The organism is Streptomyces sp. NPDC006458 (genome assembly GCF_040612135.1).
Lineage (GTDB): Bacteria > Actinomycetota > Actinomycetes > Streptomycetales > Streptomycetaceae > Streptomyces.
Genome location: NZ_JBEXPR010000007.1, coordinates 125,984 through 143,327 on the forward strand (window position 1 = coordinate 125,984; position 17,344 = coordinate 143,327).

Sequence of the window (17,344 nt, forward strand, 5' to 3'; positions counted from 1 at the left end):
GGTGCCGCTGGTGCCGCTGGGGGTCAGCGCACGTCGACGAAGTCGCCCGGGGACACGGTCAGCGGGGACGTCGTGGTGGAGGCACCGGAGAAGTAGAAGCGCCAGGTGCCGTCGTAGGTGGCGGTGGCGGTGCTGCTGACGGCGCCGGTGGTGCTCGACTTGACCGTCTTCACCTTGGTGTAGGCGGTGCTGCCGGACTTCTTGAACTGAAGCTGCATGTACTGGTTGGTGTACTTGCTGTAGGTGCCCGTCTGCCAGTCGGCGCGGGTGAACGTGCCCTTGACCGAGAGGGTCTTGCCCTTGGCGACGGGCTCGGGGGCGGCGTTCATGGTGAGCACGGCGTTCCGCTGGACCCGGTGGGTCGTGTAGTAGTCGTCCCAGTACTCGCTCTGGTCGTTGGCGAGCGCGCCGACGCCCACGTGCCAGGTGCCGGCCAGGGCGTTGGCGTACAGGTCGCCGATGCCGTCCTCGGAGTTGTCACCGGGGGTGGCCGTGATGGTCATCTTGCAGTTGGACGTGGTGGCGGAGGCCGCGGTGCAGGTGAGGTCGTCGTTCGGCGGCAGCCAGCCGTCGAGCCCGGTCTCGGGGTCCGAGCCGTGCCACAGGTCGATGTACACCTCCTGGATGCCGCTCGGGTGGCTGGCCGTCAGGGACACGGTGAACGTCTTGGCCGACTTGCTGCCGACGACGACCCCCTTGCCGCCGTTGACCGTGACGTTGGAGACGGTCGGGGCCTCGGCCGCCGAGACGCCCGCGGACCGGGCCGCGCCCGCCTTGAAACGCTCGGCCGCACCGGGCCGGTCGATCCGGGCCGAGTCCCCGGAGACGGCCTGCGCCACCGGAACGGTCAGCGCGGACAGAACGAGCGCCCCGGAAACGGCGGCGATGGTGGCACGAGTAGCCATACGGTTCCTCAAATCTGGCGGAATGAGAGAGGTCCGGCCCCGGACAGGTCGCCGGGGCAGGACGAGGAGGGTGGTGCGCTAAACGGTCCGGCCCCGGCCGGGTGCCGGGGCCGGGAGGCGGTCACAGGGACCGCGGGTGCTTACTGGACGTCGATGTAGTCGGCGGCCGAGTTGACCGGCGCGGCGGCGCTGGTGCCGGCGTAGACGAAGCGGTAGTAACCGTCGTAGGTCGCCGTCGTCGTGGTGCTCAGGTTGCCGAGGCTGTTCGACTTGATCGTCTTCAGCGTGGACCAGGCGGTCGCGTTCGTCTTCTTGTACTGGAGCTTCACGTACTGGCTGCTGAAGTTGTTGTACTTCAGCGTCTCCCAGTTGACGCGGGTCAGCTTGCCGGTGACCGTGATGGCCTTGCCCTTGCGGACCGGCTCGGGAGAGGCGTTGGTCGTCAGCTTGGTGTGCCGCTGGAACTTGAAGGGACCCGCCTTCTCCTTCCAGATGTGGTTGCCGTCGTTCGCGTCGATCCACGCGTCGACGTACCAGGTGCCGGCGTTGTTGTTGAGCAGTTCGATGTTCGGGTCGACCGTGACCCAGCCGGTGCAGGTCGAGGTGGTGGCGTTGACGACCACGCAGGTGGGCTCGTCGGTGGTGCTGAGGATGCCGTAGTTCGGGCCGTACAGGTCGAACTCCGCGGCGCCCTCGATGCCGGAGTCGTCCGTCGCCGTGACGACGACCTTGAACTTCTTCGCGGTCGTGCCGACGGCCACGGCGTTGTCGCTGTCCACGACAACCTTGGTGATCTTGGTGTCGCCGTCGGAGTCGTCGGCCAGGGCGGCCGGCGCGGCGAAAGCGGACAGGACCAGGGCGCCGGTGACGACGCCGAGGGTGGCACGCATACGCATATCTGTTCCCCACGTGGAGAGGGACCCCGTTGCCCTTCGGCGCACACGGTCCGTGAGCGCGGCGAGGTCCCAGTGATCGAGGAGTCTGTTGACTCGGAAGATCAGATCAGTGACACGGGAGAATGGTTGTACGGGGTACGGAGATTCTGTGCGAGGTCTTTCGCACACCCTCGCCGGTCCCTGTCGGCCCTGTAATGAACGCCGTGGCGTGGTCCGCGGTGTCCGTCGCGGCTTCGTAGGCCCCAACGGGCCGCCCTCGCGGACGCAGTGCCGCAGCCGGTGGTGCCCGTTGTGCGAGCCCGTCGCCTCGGCGAGGGTGGTCGACCGTCTTGCAGTCGCTGGAAGCCCTCCTCCCGCACCGGAGCCGGACGTGTCGCACCGGAGCTGGACGTGCCTCAGTCGAACCAGCGGTCTCGCGCCAGCTCCGCGGTCCGCGACGGGTCTTCGAGCAGCGCGGCCACCTCGAACCGGCGCGGCCACTGCCCGGCCGCCCAGGCGAGTCCGGCGGCTACGCCCTCCAGGGTCGAGGCGTGCAGGACACCGTCGTCGGTCAGCCGCCAGTCGATCTCCACGCCGTCGACCACCAGCTCCTCGTGCTCGACGTACGAGGCGGGCGTGCGCGGGCCCAGCAGCACCCGCACCGACTCGGGCACGTCGTGCTCGGCGCCCTCGGAGTCGATCACCCCGGACACGGACTCGCTCAGCCGCCGCACCTGGAACAGTTCGGCCAGCTCGGCGGCCCGCACCGGACGCACCGGCAGCAGCGGCACACCCCCGGTGAAGGGCAGCAGATCGGGCGAGTCGACGACCACCGCGTCGGCCGCGTCGACCACCTCGGTGTGCCCGTCGACCACCGCCCGCACCTCGTCGGGCAGCGTGACCTGCTCGGGGTCGAGATCGGCCAGTGCCCCGTACAGACCGTGCAGCTGGGCGCCCGTCACCTCACGCTCGGGGTCCGCGAGCCGGTCGAGCAGCTCGGCGGCGCCGCCGGGCTCGTCCAGCAGCGCGGCGACCGAGGTGCGCACGCCCAGCGCCCGCAGCACCTGCTCGTCGTCGAAGCCGGTCGCGTCGGCCTCCTCGTACAGGCCCCGCAGCAGCGGGTCGCCGCCCGCCGCGAGCAGACCGGCGGGCTTGCGGCCGTCCAGCACCGGGTTCCCGCGCAACCACCACGCCGTGTAGGGCCGTACGACCTCATGGGTGCCGTCGGGCAGCAGGATGCGCACCGGCTGGGTCAGGGCGTCCCTCAGCGGCGGCTGGGCGAGCAGGGCGAGCGCCTGCGGCCAGCGGTCGTCGTCGACGAGGTCCAGATCGCGCACGGCGACCAGTTCGGTGGCCACCGGCGGCACCGGCGAGTCGGGGAACCGGTCGAGGATGTCCTCGCACCACACGTCGACCGCGTCCAGCAGTCCGGCGTCGTCGGGCTCGGCGAAGTCGCCCTCGCGCGGCTCCAGTTCGTCCGGGTCGAGAACCACGTCCGTGGCGCGGACCAGCGCGAAGTCGGCCAGCACCCCGCAGGCGGCCAGCGGTCCCCGGCCCCACTTCTCGGCCAACTCGGCTTCCACGGCAGCCAGCTCGCCCTCGCGGATGACCTGGTGGAAGGCGCTGCCGGGCAGCACCAGCTCACCGGCCGGGGCGAGTTCGCCGTCCTCGTCGGGCAGGGCGAGCGCGCCCAGCCAGGGCTCGTCACCCGGTTCGAGGCCGGCGTCGCGGACCAGCCCGAGCACGGTGTCGGCGAGTTCCTCGGCGTCGGGGGCCTCGGCCTCCCAGTCCAGGGCGCCGTCGTCGTCCAGCGAGGCCGCCACCGCCGCCCGCACCTGGGGCGTGGTCAGCACGGCCCGCGGCGTCGCGGGCAGCGCGCCGAGCTTCTCCAGCAGGGGGTGCGCGGCGTCCGCGTGGGCGACCTTCAGCCCGAGCCGGGACAGCACCCCGGGGTCGATGCTCACGGCGTCCGGGGCGGGCAGCAGCACCTGCCGGGGCCCGATCGTCGTCCGCCCGTCGGCCAGCGGCACCGGCAGGCCGGTCAGCCGGTCGGGGTCCACACCCGCCAGGCTGTCGTAGAGCCGCCGCCACCAGTCGGGGTCCTTCTCCAGCCCGGCCAGCCGGTCCACGGCGTCGGTCAGCGGCACCCGGGCCACGCCCAGCGTGCGCAGCTCCGCCCGGCGCTCCAGCCCGGCGGGCAGCAGCGTCGGCAGCACCTCGGCCAGCACCCGCACGGTGTCGGCTCCCGCGCCCTCGACGACCTCGGCCTCGCGCGGCCGCAGGGCCTCCGGCAGGTCCTCGTGGTCCTCGTGGTCCTGGTGGTCCTCGCGGTCCTCGTGGTCCTGGTGGTCCTCGCGGTCCTCGCCGTCCCGCACGGCGGGCGGCAGGAAGGCGGTGCGCGGCAGCCGCTCCAGGATCGCCTGGCGCAGCGCCCCGTCCAGCTCGCCCTTGCCGAGCGGGCCAGGCACGAGGTCGATGATCCCCGTCGTCACCGGCCGCCACTCGGCGAGCAGCTCGGTGTAGGCGTCGGCGGCGCGCTGGACGAGGAAGTCGGTCAGCGGGCCGGCCGCGGCGTGCCGACGGGTGGGGTCCAGCGGGAAGGAGGCGATGAGCAGCGCGGGCACGCCGAGCGCCTCGTCGCTGGGCGTCGGCGCGTGCACGACCGGATTGGTGCGCGGCCGCGCGGGCGTGCCGTCGGCGTCGACGGGCACGGCCCAGGTGACCGACCAGTACGGGCGCAGCCGCTCCTCGACGGGCCGGTCGGCGAGCAGCTCGGGTCGCAGCTGCCCGTGCGCGGCGGTGGTGCGCCAGCGGGTGGTGCCGTCGCGCGAGTCCTCCACGACGGTCAGGGCGCCGTCGGTGCCGCGGCGCAGGGTGCGGGTTTCTCCCCCGGAGGAGGTACCCCCACCCGTGTCGATCACGACCTCGTCGAGGCCGGGCAGGGCCAGCAGCAGAGCGTCGTCCACGGCGGCGAGGAGCCGTTCGGCGAGGTCGGTGGCGGCGGCGTCGCGCAGCGGCAGGATGACGGCGGTGTCGTACGGGGCGGGGGCACTGCCCTCGGCGGCGAACGGCAGCCGCAGCAGCGGCACGTGGCCGTCGCGGCGGCGGATCTCGTCGCCCAGGCCGGGGCTGTGCCGGGCGGTCTCGGCGGCCAGGTCGCGGGCCTCGGGGAGCGACCAGCGCACGCCGCCGTGGCGGCCGACGACCGCGGGCTCGTCGGTGACGGCGAGGACGGCGGCGAAGCCGACGCCGAACCGGCCCACGGCCGCGGTGCCGGTGTCCCGCTTGGCGGAGGCGCGCAGGGTGGCCAGTGACTCCACGCCCGCCGCGTCGAGCGGCGCGCCGGTGTTCGCGGCGACCAGGACGCCGTCGCGGAGGGTGAGCCGCAGCCGTCCGGGCACGTTGGCCCTGGCGGCGGCGTCGGCGGCGTTCTGGGCGAGCTCGATGACGAGCCGGTCCCGGTAGCCGCCGTAGACCAGGTCCTCCTCGGCGTTCGCGTCCTCGCGGAAACGGGCGGGGCTGGTGGCCCAGGCGTCGAGAACGCCGCGGCGCAGACGGGCCGTCCCGAAGGGGTCGGCGCCTTCGGCCGCGGGCCGCACGAACTTGCTCACGTCCACACTCTCCTCATCGGCGTGACCATGAAGGTACCGCGCGGAGTGAGTCCCGATGAGGAGGGGCGGCTCGGTGCGGGGCCGCAGGCCCGGGCAGGCCATGACTCAGAAGTGGTGGCCGACTACATCGCGTACTTGTCCGCGTGCGACCGGACGTCAGAAAATGTGACACGGGTGCGGACTCGCGCCCAGGCGGACAGAGGGCTCCGGGGGATGGCGAGCATGACGACGACAACACAGCCGCGCCGGGACCTCAGTGCTCGTGTGGCCGAGGCCTTGTCCTCCCAGGTACTCAACGCGCTGGTGGGCATCGCCGGTATCGCCCTTCCGGTGGCGGCGTGGGTTGCCGAGAGGAGCGTCCTCAAGGACGCCCTGCTGGCGGCGGAGACCGTACTCCTGTTGCTCATGGTGCCAACCACATGTGGTTACGCCGCATCTATATCCAGCTTCGCCGGGCCAACGACCGGCACATGGCGGACGCCCGGTACTTCGCGCTGGTCCGTGAGCAGTTGGAACGGGAACTCATCGCCGGGTTCGGTGAGATCGCCGACGGCCACCTCCAGGTGTACGCGTCCGAGGTACCTCGATTGTCCGTGCTGCTTTTCCAGGCGCTCATCGACAGCGGCACCGAGCCCAAGCGGGTACTGGCGGCCGACCTCACCAACAGCCCGAACCTGCTGACTCAGCGGCGGGAGGATCTGGCCGTCAACCGGCGCCTGATCGAGGCCGGAGGGTCGGTCCAGCGGCTATTCATCTGCTGGCAGGACGATCTCCTGAGGGAGGAGTTCGCCCGCTCCTTCCTCGCACTCGTCGATCACCACCGCTCGTTGGGCGTACAGTGCGCGCTCGCGGTGCGGGACCGCTTGCGGGCCGACCAGGCCGTGGACTTCGTCGTGGTGTCGATGGCGGCGGTCCTGCTGGAGGAGGAACAAGGGGACGCCGACTACCGCCGGGGCCGCAGCTCCGTGTACTTCAAGCACGTCGAGCGTTGGGCGGGCCGCTTCGAGTCGGTCTGGGGGCACGGGTCGGACTCGTCGGCATCCCCAAGACGCGTAACCGCCCCGCCCTCCGCGTGCACGCGTCGGTGCGCTCAGCCCTCCGACGCGAAGGCCACGAAGCCGGTCCAGGCGGCGGGGGCGACCTGGAGGCGGGGGCCGTCGGTCTGCTTGGAGTCGCGGATGTGGATGGTGGTGGGGGTGGGGGCGACTTCGACGCAGGAGTCGACTTCGCTGCCGCTGCTGTAGCTGCTCTTGAACCAGGCGTAGGCCACCTCCACGCACGAATCGCCTTCGCTGCTGCTGCTGTAGCTGCTCTTGAACCAGTGCAGGTCGGTCATGTGTCCCCCAGCAGGTGCTCAATGAAGGCAGTCGACTCACGGGGCGTGAGCGCCTGAGCCCGGATGATGCCGTGGCGCAGCTCAAGGATACGGAGGTGCCGGGGTTCGGAGACCGGTCGGCCACCGGCCACCACCGGCGAACGCCCCACCGCCGAGCCGTCCTCGAACTTCAGCACCTCGATGCCACCGGCCAGGCCGGCGTGCTCCTCGCAGTCCATCGGCATCACCTGAAGCTCGACATTGCGCAACTGCCCCACCTCCAGGAGATAGGCGAGCTGGCCGCGCAGCACCGCCATGCCGCCGAGCGGGCGGCGCAGGGTCCACTCCTCCAGAACGAAGCTGATCTCCGGCGCCGGATCACGGTCGAAGACCGCCTTGCGGGCGACGCGCGCGGCGATGAACCGCTCAATCTCGTCCTGGGAGTACGCGGGGCGTCGCATGAGCAGCAGCCCGCGCGCATACTCCGGCGTCTGCAACAGCCCATGCACGTTCAGCGGGTCGTAGAGCTGAAGCTCGACCGCCTTGGCCTCCATCTTCGCCAGATCCCGAACCTTCTTCGGGTACCGGACCTTCCACACATCCTCCTTCATCGCGGCGAGCAGCCCACCCGCCCCCAGCACCTCGTCGGCCTTGTCCAGATACTCGGGCCGGGGAATCCGCTTGCCACCCTCGATCTTGTAGACCAGGTCCTCGCCATACCCCACCGCCTGCCCGAACTCCGCCGCCCGCATCCCCACGGCCTCCCTGCGCAGCCGTAGCTGCCGGCCCACCGTCGCGACGACCGCGACGCCCCAGTCGTCGTCCGGGTCCACCTCCCACCCCGGCTCGTCCGCCTCGGTCCTGAGCCGCCCGGCCTCCGCCTGCACCGCCATCCCGCACCCCTCCGCCGTAGGAACCTCCGACGACGCCGTACCCGTACACCCCGCCCCGACAGCCCGGACACCACCGGACAACGTCCGGACAGTCACCGTACGCATCGACTCCGTCACTGTTCACGGTAGGCACGCATGGCCACGCTGAGTGACGTGAATCAGCAAAGCGCCGCCCCCGAGGCCGAAGTCGTCACCCCTGTCCGCAATCTGAGCCTGTGCCTGTCCGCCACGCCGCGCGGTGCCCGTCTCGCCCGGCTGCTCACGGTCGATCGACTCCGCGCCTGGGGGCTCCCGTCGGACCCGGCGGCGCACATCGTGGCGGAGCTGGCCGCGAACGCCGTCACGCACGGCCGGGTCAGGGGCCGCGGCTTCGGGCTCACCGTCCACGTCGTCGGCGAGACCCTGCGCGTCGAGGTGACGGACACCCGCGGTGACTGCCTGCCGAGTCCCCAACACCCTTCCGAGGAGGGGGAGTCGGGGCGGGGCCTGCTGCTGGTCGAAGCCCTGGCCGACCGCTGGGGAGTCTCCCAGGGGCCCTCGCCGCGCAAGACCGTCTGGGCGGAGATCGAGCTGTTCGCACCGGAACCCATTTCCGCGAGTCCCGGTGACGTGAGCCGTCTTTCTTCCCAAGAACCGGAGAGGTGAAAGAACCCGACCAAACCCCACCCTTCCCGCTCGCGAACGCAAACTCACTCTCGCGGGTGAACATCGTCAACTGGGCTGGCTCAGGGGCAGGTTGCCTGCTCTACGCTCAGCGCATCACAACCGCACACACACTTCGGCCCTCGCCGGGACGGCAATCCCAGTGCGAGGGCCTGACCACCAAGGAAGAAGCACCTTCCCGATGGATACGCGAAACCCTAGCGCGCCCCCGCGCGGCCGGTCCGGCGTCACGCGGAAAATTCACCCCCCTTCCGGGGGTCTGGTCCACGACAACGCCCGCCACACCGCCCGCTTCACGGTGATCGGCAACCATCTGGCCCAGCACCCGGACCTGTCCCTTCTGGCGATCGGGCTCGCGGTCCACATCCAGTCGCTGCCGAAGAACTCCTGCGTCGGCATCAAGGCCCTCGCCGCCCGCTTCCCCGAGGGCACGACCCGGATCGCCGCCGCCCTGCGCGAGCTGGAGGCGCACGGCTATCTGCGCCGCGAGCGGGAGCGCGCGCCCGGCGGGCGGATCGTCACCCGCACGGTCTCCTGCAACCAGCCGGGACACCGCCGTACGGCCGGACCTGGCAGCCCTGCGGCGGCCGCCCCGAAGAGGCCTGAGAGGCCCGAGAGGCCGAAGCAGCTGAACAGGCCGAAGAGTCCGCCCAGGGCCCTCCCGCCCGTGCCGCGACCGGCGTACCCGGCCCCTGCCCTGCTCCAGCGGGCCGTCGACCTCCTCGCGGACCTGCGGCGCCACGACTCCCGGCTGCTGCTGTCGGCCCCCGACACGGCCCACCTGGCCCCCGGCGTAGCCGCCTGGCTGGAACGCGACGTCACCCCCGCCGCCGTACGCCACGCCTTGACCGACGGCCTGCCGGAGGAGCCCCTGTGCCGCCCGGCGGCCCTGCTGGCCCACCGTCTCGCCGCGAAGCTGCCGCCCCCGCCGCCGTTCCGCGCCCCGGCCCCGCCACCGGCCGTCAGACACGCGTGGCAGGACTGCGAGGGCTGCGACCGCCCGTTCCGCGCCCCCGAACCCGGCCGGTGCCGCGACTGCCGACCCGTTCCCCCAGGCGTGGCGTGACATGGGCGGCCTCCGGTACCGGGCGATGCGGAACTTACTCCAGTCCGTGGACGACACGCTCCCGGGCAAGTTCGAGATCACCGTGGAGGGGATCGTTCACGACCTGCTCTCGCCCAACGGCCGCCACGAACTCACCGTGGCGCGGCTCCGCAAGCGCCTGGAGAAGGTCATGCCCGAGGAGATCGTGGCCCACACGGGCAGGCCCGATGTCGAGATGGAGCCGGAAGGCATCATGCGGCGCCCCGACATCATGGTGATCGCCATGGCGGACATGGAGGCACAGGGAGCCTTCGACCCTCGTGACCTCATCGCCGCCATCGAGGTCGTCTCCCGCTCCAACCCCGACAACGACTGGGTCGGCAAGGTCCGCGACTACGCCCTCATCGGCATCCCCGTCTACGCGATCTTCGATCCCCGCACCGGCACCGGAGCCGTCCTCGGCGACATCCACGCCACCCCCGAGGGGCCGCGCTACGCGACCCGCACGGACTTCGTCTACGGCGAGGACGTCACCGTCGCCGAGTGGACGATCCCGACGGAGGGTCTGCCGCGACACCCCGCCGAAAAGTGACCCACGTCACACTGTCGCGTCAGGAGTGGCCCAGTTCTGCCGAGTCCTCGTCCGGGATGTCCGGGACCGAGCCGGAGTCGCGGGACGGGCGGAGGGGGAAGGGGTCCACTCGGGTCTCGTCGATGACCGGTGGGGCGGGCTGCGGGGGCTTGGGCATGACCGCGGCCTCGGAGTGGCCGCCGCAGCCGTAGGACAGGGAGACCACCCGGCCGTCGGCGGGCGAGAACTCGTTGGCGCACACGCCGAAGGCCTGGCCCAGGGAGCCGCCGATCCGGGTGAGGAAGCCACAGCTGACGCACGTGGCGGGGGCCGCCTGGGCCATCGGGGTCTTGGCGCCGAACGCCTCGTCCCACCGGTCGGCGGCGGTGTGCAGGCCGTACCGGGACAGCACCCGGGCGCGGCGCATGCCGAGTTCCTCGGCGACGGCGGCGATCGAGCCGCGCGTCGGGGCGCTGGGCAGATGGGCCGGGACGCCCGCCGTGACGTCCGCGTCCTCCGCCTCGGCCAGCTCGGCCATGTCCTCGGAGACCGGAGAGTCCGGGCCGGGCTCGTCCTCGCCGGAGAAGCCGGGCTCCAGGCGCAGGTCCTCGGCGTCGGTGGGCAGCAGATCGCCGGGGCCCATGTCGCCGGGGCGCAGCCGCTCGCTCCACGGCACCCACTCGGGGGCCAGCAGGGCGTCGGGGCCGGGCAGCAGGACGACCTCGTCCAGGGTCACGACCTTCGCGCGGGAGGCACGGGCCACGGTCACGGCCCAGCGCCAGCCGCGGTAGCCCATCTCCTTGCACTCGAAGAAGTGCGTGACCACGCGGTCGCCCTCGGACACGAGTCCGGAGTGCTCACCGACTACGCCGGGTGCGGCCGCCTCCTCGGCGGCGGCGCGGGCGAGGTCGACCGCCTCGGCGCACAGGCGGTCGGGGGTGCGGCTTCGCGTGGTCGCTGCGCTCACAGGTATCGCTTCTCTCCTACGCCGTCTCTCGGGGGTGCCTCCGGCGGTGGAGCGGACGGAGCGGACCTGTGGGCCGCGTCGACGTCCGCGTCCGATCGCACTCGGGCGCACCTGTGCCATCCATTGTGCGGGATGGCTGAGATACGCACGCTACCTGTTCGCGGGCGCTCGGCCTACACCGACGTGGTTTCCGGTGCGATCGGAGTGATCCTGCAGAGCGGCCGGAACCTCGGACGCCGACGGAATCCGGTCGCGCCGAACCACGAAACTGCGGGGCCATACGCGCGGTAACCGCACTACACCCGTCCTCTTCGGGGCACTATGGCGTCGTGGCAGCCGCGAGGTCGCCCCAGGACGCCACCGGGGTCGGTGGGGTGAAGGGGAGCAGCCGGGGTGGCGGTTCGAGCCGGTTCCGCGGCTTCGTCCGCTCGCTCGGGCGTGCCCTGCACCTGCCGGTGACGGGGCCGGCCCGGGGCATCCGCAAGGCCACGCACGCGCAGGGCGCGGGCGAGTCGGGCCTGGGCAAGCTGATCGAGCTGCACGCGGTGAACGGCGCGGGCGACATGATGATCACGGTCGCACTGGCCTCCACCGTGTTCTTCTCGGTGCCCACCGACGAGGCCCGCGGCCGGGTCGCGCTCTACCTCGCCATCACCATGGCGCCCTTCACGCTGCTCGCCCCGGTCATCGGCCCTCTCCTGGACCGGGTGCCGCACGGCCGGCGCGCGGCGATGGCGTGCGCGATGCTGGCGCGGGCGCTGCTCGCCCTGGTGCTCTCCGGGGCGGTGATCAGCGGCAGCATCCAGCTGTACCCGGCGGCGCTCGGCGTGCTGGTCGCGTCCAGGTCGTACGGGGTGGTCCGCAGCGCGGTCGTGCCGCGGCTGCTGCCGCCGAAGTTCTCCCTGGTGAAGGCGAACTCCCGGGTCACCCTGGGCGGCCTGCTGGCGACCGGCATCGCGGCGCCGGTCGGGGCCGGGCTCCAGGCGCTCGGGCCGCGCTGGCCGCTGTACGGGGCGTTCGTGATCTTCATGGCGGGTACGTTCCTGTCGTTCTCCCTGCCCCGCAAGGTCGACTCGGCCCGTGGCGAGGACACCGCGCTGCTCGCGGCCGACGCCCAGCATCTGCACGGCCCGCACCGCCAGCCGGTCAAACGGCCGGGCCTGCGCACGGTCGGCATCGCCGTCACCCACGCCCTCGGCGCGAACTGCTCGCTGCGCTGTCTGTCCGGGTTCCTGATCTTCTTCCTGGCGTTCCTGCTGCGCGAGCATCCGCTGACCGGGCAGAGCGCGGCCGTCTCGCTCGGCATGGTCGCGGTCTCGGCGGGCGTGGGCAACGCGTGCGGCACGGCGGTCGGGGCCTGGCTGCGCTCCCGGGCCCCGGAGATCATCATCGTGACGGTGGTGGCGCTGGTGCTGGGCGCGGTGATCGTCGCGGCCGTGTTCTTCGGGGCGGCGCTGGTGGCCGCCCTGACCGCGGTCGCGGGCTTCGCGCAGGCGCTGTCCAAGCTGTCCCTGGACGCGCTGATCCAGCGGGACGTGCCCGAACAGGTGCGTACGTCGGCCTTCGCCCGCTCCGAGACGCTGCTGCAGGTGTCGTGGGTCTTCGGCGGCGCGATCGGCATCGCGATGCCGCTGAACGGCTCGCTGGGGCTGTCGGTGGGGGCGGCGATCGTGGCGGCCGGCTGGCTGACGACGGTACGGGGCCTGCTGAGCTCGGCCCGGCAGGGCGGCTCGGCGAGACCGCGCGTGGCCTGACACCGGGGCACCGGGACCGCACGGGGCCCGGCCCCTGACACCGGGGCGTCCGCGCCCTGACACCGGGGCTGCGGCGGCCCCGCGGCCGGGGTGCCCACGGCCGCCCCCGGACGCGAGTGGCGTAACCCACGGCATGGCCCGGCCCCCAGGTGGGAGAGCGGACATGAGGGCCCGATAACCTTCGCCCATGACCACGATGCAATCCGCTGTGCGACGCCGCCGCGCAGTCGCCGCCGCCGGCGCCGTTTCCGCCGGACTGCTCGTCCTCACGGCCTGCGACAAGCCGACGCCGGTGGCGACGGTCACCGTCGGCTCCAGCTCGGTCAACGCCGAGGCCATCTGCTACAACGACGGCGACCCACTGAACGCCAAGTCGCTGGAGGGGTGCGTCGAGAACGCCGACGACGTCGAGTCGATCAAGGTCGGGCAGGACGAGACCGTCCGCTTCGGCGTCGACCCGAAGATCGCGGACGCCGGCTGGACGGTCCTGGTGAACGGCCGCCAGTTCATCGACTTCAGCGACAACACGTACCGCACGATCCCCAGCAGCGCGTTCTTCAACGCCCAGTACGGCACCGAGGGCAACACCAACACCGTCTCCATCCGCATGGGCGAGAAGGCGGTGGAGGGCATGTGGTCCTTCAAGCTCGAGAACAAGGACGCCTGACCACGTCCCGCACCCGGATCCTCGTGGCCACCGCCGTCCCGGCCGAACGGGACGCGGTGGCACGGGCGTTCCCGGACCGGCCCGTCGAGACGCCCCTGCCCGGCGCGCTGCTGCACCGGATCCCGGGCGGCCCGGACCTGCTGGCCGCCGGAGTGGGCCCCGCGCGCGCCGCCGCCTCGGTCGCGGCCGCGCTCACCGCGGCCGCCCTCGACGGCACGCCGTACACGCTCGTCGTCAGCGCGGGCATCGCGGGAGGGTTCCAGCCCGCCGCACCGGTCGGCTCGCTCGTCGTGGCCGACGAGATCACCGCCGCCGACCTGGGCGCGGAGACGGCCGACGGTTTCCTGCCGGTCACCGAGCTGGGCTTCGGGACCGTCACCCACCGTCCGCCCGAGGCCCTCGTCCGGCAGGCCGCCACCGCGGCCGGGGCGCTCACCGGGGCCGTGCTCACCGTCTCGACCGTCACCGGCACCGCCGCCCGCGCCGACGCGCTGCGCGAACGCCACCCCCGGGCTCTCGCCGAGGCCATGGAGGGCTTCGGTGTCGCCGAGGCGGCCGTCGCCCTGCACGGCACGCCCGTGCTGGAGGTACGCGCCGTCTCCAACCCCGTGGGCCCCCGCGACCGCGCCGCGTGGCGCATCGGCGAGGCCCTGGCCGCGCTGACCAAGGGCTTCGGGAAGCTCGCACCCGTCCTCACGAGTTGGAAACCGGCATGAGGCTGCAGATCGCGTACTCCCCCTGCCCGAACGACACCTTCGTCTTCGACGCCCTCGCGCACGGCCGGGTGTCCGGCGCGCCCGAGCTGGACGTCACCTTCGCCGACATCGACATCACCAACGGCATGGCCGAGCGCGGCGAGCACGACGTGCTGAAGGTGTCCTACGCGGTCCTGCCGTACGTCCTCGACACGTACACCCTGCTGCCCTGCGGGGGCGCGCTGGGCCGGGGCTGCGGGCCGCTGGTCCTCACGCGTGAGGACGGGGTGGACCTGACGGGCCGTACGGTCGCGGTGCCGAGCGAGCGGTCGACGGCGTATCTGCTGTTCCGGCTGTGGGCGGCGGACACGCTGCCCGGCGGGGTGGGCGAGATCGTGGTCATGCCGTTCCACGAGATCATGCCGGCCGTAAGGGACGGCAAGGTCGACGCGGGCCTGGTCATCCACGAGGCCCGCTTCACGTACCGGAACTACGGCCTGCACAAGCTCGCCGACATGGGCGAGCACTGGGAGAGCACCACGGGCCTGCCGATCCCGCTCGGCGCGATCATCGCCAAGCGCTCCCTCGGCGAGGAGACCCTGCGACGGCTCTCCGACGCGATCCGTACCTCCGTACGGGCCGCCTGGGACGACCCCGAGGCCTCCCGCCCCTATGTCATGGAGCACGCCCAGGAGATGGACCCGGCCGTCGCCGACCAGCACATCGGGCTGTACGTCAACGAATTCACCGCGGGCCTCGGCGAGGACGGCTACGCGGCCGTGCGCGGGCTGCTCACCCGCGCGGCGGCCGAGGGACTGCTGCCGCCCCTCGGCCCGGACGCGCTGGAATTCCCCTGAGGGATACGGGGGTCAGACGTCGAGCTGGTCGGCGACCGCGCGCAGCAGACCCGCGACCTGCTTGCCGGCGACCTTGTCGGGGTAGCGGCCGCGCTCCAGGGTCTGGGTCACGTTCTCCAGGAGGGTCGTCAGGTCCTGGACGATGGAGGCCAGCTCGTCGGGCTTCTTGCGCTGGGCGGCCGCGACCGACGGGGTGGGCTCCAGGAGCGTCACCGACAGGGCCTGGTCGCCGCGCTGACCGGCCACCACTCCGAACTCCACGCGCTGTCCCGGCTTGAGCGTCTCGACGCCGGCGGGGAGAACCGAGGAATGGACGAAGACGTCACCGCCGTCGTCGCGGGAGAGAAAGCCGAAGCCCTTCTCGCTGTTGAACCACTTGACCTTGCCGGTAGGCACGTCTGTCCTCGTCCTCGTACTCGTCGGAAAACTGCTGCTTATAACGCCGTGAGGCGGGTCGTCCCTGACCCGCCGGTACCAAGGCTAATGGTCCCGGAGCGACTGACAAGACGTCGCCCGGTTGTTCCTTCGGGCAGGGAACTACCCTGGTCGAGTGCGTGACAAAACCCAAACGAATTCCGCCGCGCCCGGTGACGGACTGATCCGTGCCGGTGCAGTCGTGTTCTTCATCGGTGCCGTGGCCACTCTCGTCACGGTGGCCCCGTTCCTGCTGGGGACGACACCATTTCCGACCTACATGTTCGGACTGAGCATGCTCATGGGCGTCGGATTCCTCGTCGCCGGTGCCGGGGTGCTGCGTTCGGTCGCCGAGGGGCGTCGCAGGGCGCGGGCGGACGCCTCGGGCTGACCCGGACCAGGCGTGCTCTCAGACTCCTGACGTCTGCAGATGGCCCGTCAGCCAGGCCGGGAACTCCGTCAGGTCGCCGAGCACGACGTCCGCGCCCGCCGCGCGCAGCTCCGCCGCGGCGAAGGGTCCCGTCGCCACCGTCACCGACAGCGCGCCGGCCGCGCGTGCGCCGCGCACGTCGCCCTCGTGGTCCCCGACGTACACCTGTGCGCCGTGCTCGCGCAACGCGCGCGCCTTCTGTTCGGCCCACAGATCGCCGACCAGCGCGTCGGGCTCGATGCCCAGGTGGTCGAGGTGCAGCCGGGCGTTGGGCTCGTACTTCGCCGTCACCACGACCGAGCTGCCGCCGGCCTGCCGTACGGCGTCGATGGCCTCGCGCGCGCCGGGCAGCGCGTCCGTGCCGGTGATCGCGTGCGCCGGGTACATCGCCCGGTACAGGTCCGCCATCTCCGCCACGTGCTCCGCCGGGAACCAGTTCGCCAGCTCGTCCACGAGCGGCGGCCCCAGCCGGGTGACCGCCAGGTCCGCGTCGATGTAAGTCCCGGTCCGCTCGGCCAGGGCCGTGTAGCAGGCGTGGATGCCCGGACGGGAGTCGATCAGGGTCATGTCGAGGTCGAAGCCGACGGTGAGCGCGGATGCGATGGGGTAGGCCATACGGGTCATTGTGCCGAGGGCCGTGCGGCCCGGGCCGCCGGTGCCCAGGGCCCGGACACGCCCCGTCTCACTTGCGGCGCTGCGAGCGCCACACCAGGAACAGGGCCGAGGTGACGGCCGCGCCGCGCAGCACCCAGGGCCAGGTGCCGGACAGGGCGTCCCGCATCCCGCCGTCGACGATCGGCTCGCCCCAGCGGCCGGTGTCGCGCCCCCACAGCCACAGCATGCCCGCCGCGACGGCGAGGCTCGGCACGACGATCACCGCGCCCTTGACCTCCGCCCTGGTCAGCCGCTTCGAGGCCCAGGCGATCAGCCAGCCCAGGGCCAGGGGCAGCAGGCTGCCGAGCACCGCGCCGGCCACGAGCAGCGCGGCCGCGCACAGCAGCAGGGGGTTGTTCCACTCCCGCACGGCGGGCACCTTCAGCCGCCGCCGGGCAGAAGCCCCGGCCTCCTCGGCCTCCTCCCGCGTGTCCTCCCCCGGCTCGTCCTCGGCCTCCGGCTCCGCCTTGTCCCCGGCGTCCTTGGGGGGCCGCTTGAGCAGCTCGGGGACGATCACGCCGCCGACGAAACCGGGCACCTCGTCCCCGGTGCCGAAGGGGCTGCTCTCCACCCGCCACCAGTCGGGCTGGACGGCGCTGCCGCCCAGTTCGTCCGCGCCCGCGAGATGGGGCGGCAGGGCGCCCCCGGAGCGCGGCCGGGGAACGGCCCCGCGCGTCTGCCCCTCGCCGTCGCGCTGCGCCGGTACCGCCCGGGGCGTCTGCCCGCCGCCCGCGCGGGTGCCGCCCGCCGCGTCGACGACCTCGTCGGGGGTGCCGATGCGGTCCAGGATGCGGCGGACCGCGGCCGGGGAGTCCACGACCGACTTCGCCCGCCGCCGGTCGATCTCGTCGCGCAGCGCCGACACGAGGCGCATGCGCTCGGCCGAGGGCAGCTGCCTCTGGTGAGCCACGTCCCCGACCCGGCTCAGATACTCGTAGACGACCTGGTCGCTCTCGATCCCCACGAAGTCCCCTCCGGGGCGGCAGTGTTGGTAACCCCGTCGGGGACGAAGGTACCGCGCGGACCGT

The 17,344-nt window shown here is 72.4% G+C and carries 17 protein-coding genes; 8 read left to right on the plus strand and 9 right to left on the minus strand.

Going from position 1 to position 17,344, the window contains the following annotated elements; genetic code table 11:
* Positions 1–23: 23 nt before the first annotated feature.
* The 5 genes from ABZZ79_RS11805 to ABZZ79_RS11825 form a co-directional block, all read right to left on the minus strand.
* Complete coding sequence (locus ABZZ79_RS11805) at positions 24–905, minus strand: calcium-binding protein (RefSeq protein WP_356688748.1); 882 nt, start codon at positions 903–905, stop codon at positions 24–26.
* Positions 906–1,045: 140 nt separating this feature from the next.
* Positions 1,046–1,801, minus strand: coding sequence for a calcium-binding protein (locus ABZZ79_RS11810; RefSeq protein WP_356688749.1), 756 nt, complete (start codon positions 1,799–1,801; stop codon positions 1,046–1,048).
* Between the two features lie 395 nt (positions 1,802–2,196).
* Complete coding sequence (locus tag ABZZ79_RS11815; protein ID WP_356688750.1) at positions 2,197–5,391, minus strand: molecular chaperone Hsp90; 3,195 nt, start codon at positions 5,389–5,391, stop codon at positions 2,197–2,199.
* Between the two features lie 1,090 nt (positions 5,392–6,481).
* Positions 6,482–6,727 (minus strand): DUF397 domain-containing protein, encoded by a 246-nt coding sequence (locus tag ABZZ79_RS11820; RefSeq protein WP_356688751.1) that lies wholly within the window; start codon positions 6,725–6,727, stop codon positions 6,482–6,484.
* Positions 6,724–7,599, minus strand: a complete 876-nt coding sequence (locus ABZZ79_RS11825; RefSeq protein ID WP_356688752.1) for a helix-turn-helix transcriptional regulator — start codon at positions 7,597–7,599, stop codon at positions 6,724–6,726. The genes ABZZ79_RS11820 and ABZZ79_RS11825 overlap by 4 nt, the downstream gene beginning before the upstream one ends.
* A 153-nt stretch (positions 7,600–7,752) precedes the next feature.
* Between ABZZ79_RS11825 and ABZZ79_RS11830 the strand changes: the two genes are divergently transcribed.
* From ABZZ79_RS11830 to ABZZ79_RS11840, 3 genes are all read left to right on the plus strand, one after another.
* Positions 7,753–8,244 carry an ATP-binding protein gene (locus ABZZ79_RS11830; protein WP_356688753.1) on the plus strand — a complete coding sequence of 164 codons (492 nt, stop codon included), beginning with the start codon at positions 7,753–7,755 and terminating at the stop codon, positions 8,242–8,244.
* Between the two features lie 199 nt (positions 8,245–8,443).
* Positions 8,444–9,328: a helix-turn-helix domain-containing protein gene (locus ABZZ79_RS11835; protein ID WP_356688754.1), complete on the plus strand. Its 885-nt coding sequence runs from the start codon at positions 8,444–8,446 to the stop codon at positions 9,326–9,328.
* Between the two features lie 25 nt (positions 9,329–9,353).
* Complete coding sequence (locus ABZZ79_RS11840) at positions 9,354–9,899, plus strand: Uma2 family endonuclease (RefSeq protein ID WP_356688755.1); 546 nt, start codon at positions 9,354–9,356, stop codon at positions 9,897–9,899.
* A 19-nt stretch (positions 9,900–9,918) separates the two neighbouring features.
* On the opposite strand, the gene ABZZ79_RS11845 is transcribed toward ABZZ79_RS11840, so the two are convergent.
* Positions 9,919–10,845, minus strand: coding sequence for a DUF3027 domain-containing protein (locus ABZZ79_RS11845; protein ID WP_356688756.1), 927 nt, complete (start codon positions 10,843–10,845; stop codon positions 9,919–9,921).
* Positions 10,846–11,174: 329 nt separating this feature from the next.
* Here ABZZ79_RS11845 and ABZZ79_RS11850 point away from each other — a divergent pair, with 329 nt between their 5' ends.
* The 4 genes from ABZZ79_RS11850 (at position 11,175) to ABZZ79_RS11865 (ending at position 14,818) form a co-directional block, all read left to right on the plus strand.
* On the plus strand, positions 11,175–12,599 hold the full coding sequence (locus ABZZ79_RS11850; protein WP_356688757.1) for an MFS transporter: 1,425 nt from the start codon (positions 11,175–11,177) through the stop codon (positions 12,597–12,599).
* A gap of 187 nt (positions 12,600–12,786) precedes the next feature.
* On the plus strand, positions 12,787–13,266 hold the full coding sequence (locus ABZZ79_RS11855; RefSeq protein ID WP_356688758.1) for a DUF2771 domain-containing protein: 480 nt from the start codon (positions 12,787–12,789) through the stop codon (positions 13,264–13,266).
* Between the two features lie 17 nt (positions 13,267–13,283).
* A complete protein-coding gene (locus tag ABZZ79_RS11860) occupies positions 13,284–13,982 on the plus strand; it encodes a futalosine hydrolase (RefSeq protein WP_356688925.1) in 699 nt (232 codons plus the stop codon).
* The gene (locus ABZZ79_RS11865; RefSeq protein ID WP_356688759.1) at positions 13,979–14,818 is read left to right on the plus strand and encodes a 1,4-dihydroxy-6-naphthoate synthase; all 840 of its coding nucleotides are present in this window, start codon (positions 13,979–13,981) and stop codon (positions 14,816–14,818) included. Before ABZZ79_RS11860 ends, ABZZ79_RS11865 begins: the two co-directional genes overlap by 4 nt.
* A 12-nt stretch (positions 14,819–14,830) precedes the next feature.
* On the opposite strand, the gene ABZZ79_RS11870 is transcribed toward ABZZ79_RS11865, so the two are convergent.
* Entirely contained in the window at positions 14,831–15,214 is a 384-nt protein-coding gene (locus ABZZ79_RS11870) for a cold-shock protein (RefSeq protein WP_356688760.1), read from the minus strand.
* Between the two features lie 154 nt (positions 15,215–15,368).
* On the opposite strand from ABZZ79_RS11870, the gene ABZZ79_RS11875 reads away from it, so the two are divergent.
* On the plus strand, positions 15,369–15,623 hold the full coding sequence (locus ABZZ79_RS11875) for a hypothetical protein (RefSeq protein ID WP_356688761.1): 255 nt from the start codon (positions 15,369–15,371) through the stop codon (positions 15,621–15,623).
* An 18-nt stretch (positions 15,624–15,641) separates the two neighbouring features.
* Here ABZZ79_RS11875 and ABZZ79_RS11880 read toward each other — a convergent pair whose 3' ends face one another.
* Positions 15,642–16,277, minus strand: a complete 636-nt coding sequence (locus ABZZ79_RS11880) for a haloacid dehalogenase-like hydrolase (RefSeq protein WP_356688762.1) — start codon at positions 16,275–16,277, stop codon at positions 15,642–15,644.
* Positions 16,278–16,344: 67 nt separating this feature from the next.
* Positions 16,345–17,280, minus strand: coding sequence for a hypothetical protein (locus ABZZ79_RS11885; RefSeq protein ID WP_356688763.1), 936 nt, complete (start codon positions 17,278–17,280; stop codon positions 16,345–16,347).
* Positions 17,281–17,344 lie beyond the last annotated feature (64 nt).

Coding starts and splice junctions, on each gene's coding strand:
- ABZZ79_RS11835 (WP_356688754.1), top strand. CDS start 8,444: ATGGATACGCGAAACCCTAGCGCGCCCCCGCGCGGCCGGTCCGGCGTC.
- ABZZ79_RS11865 (WP_356688759.1), top strand. CDS start 13,979: ATGAGGCTGCAGATCGCGTACTCCCCCTGCCCGAACGACACCTTCGTC.
- ABZZ79_RS11810 (WP_356688749.1), bottom strand. CDS start 1,801: ATGCGTATGCGTGCCACCCTCGGCGTCGTCACCGGCGCCCTGGTCCTG.
- ABZZ79_RS11855 (WP_356688758.1), top strand. CDS start 12,787: ATGACCACGATGCAATCCGCTGTGCGACGCCGCCGCGCAGTCGCCGCC.
- ABZZ79_RS11880 (WP_356688762.1), bottom strand. CDS start 16,277: ATGGCCTACCCCATCGCATCCGCGCTCACCGTCGGCTTCGACCTCGAC.
- ABZZ79_RS11840 (WP_356688755.1), top strand. CDS start 9,354: ATGCGGAACTTACTCCAGTCCGTGGACGACACGCTCCCGGGCAAGTTC.
- ABZZ79_RS11820 (WP_356688751.1), bottom strand. CDS start 6,727: ATGACCGACCTGCACTGGTTCAAGAGCAGCTACAGCAGCAGCAGCGAA.
- ABZZ79_RS11825 (WP_356688752.1), bottom strand. CDS start 7,599: ATGGCGGTGCAGGCGGAGGCCGGGCGGCTCAGGACCGAGGCGGACGAG.
- ABZZ79_RS11805 (WP_356688748.1), bottom strand. CDS start 905: ATGGCTACTCGTGCCACCATCGCCGCCGTTTCCGGGGCGCTCGTTCTG.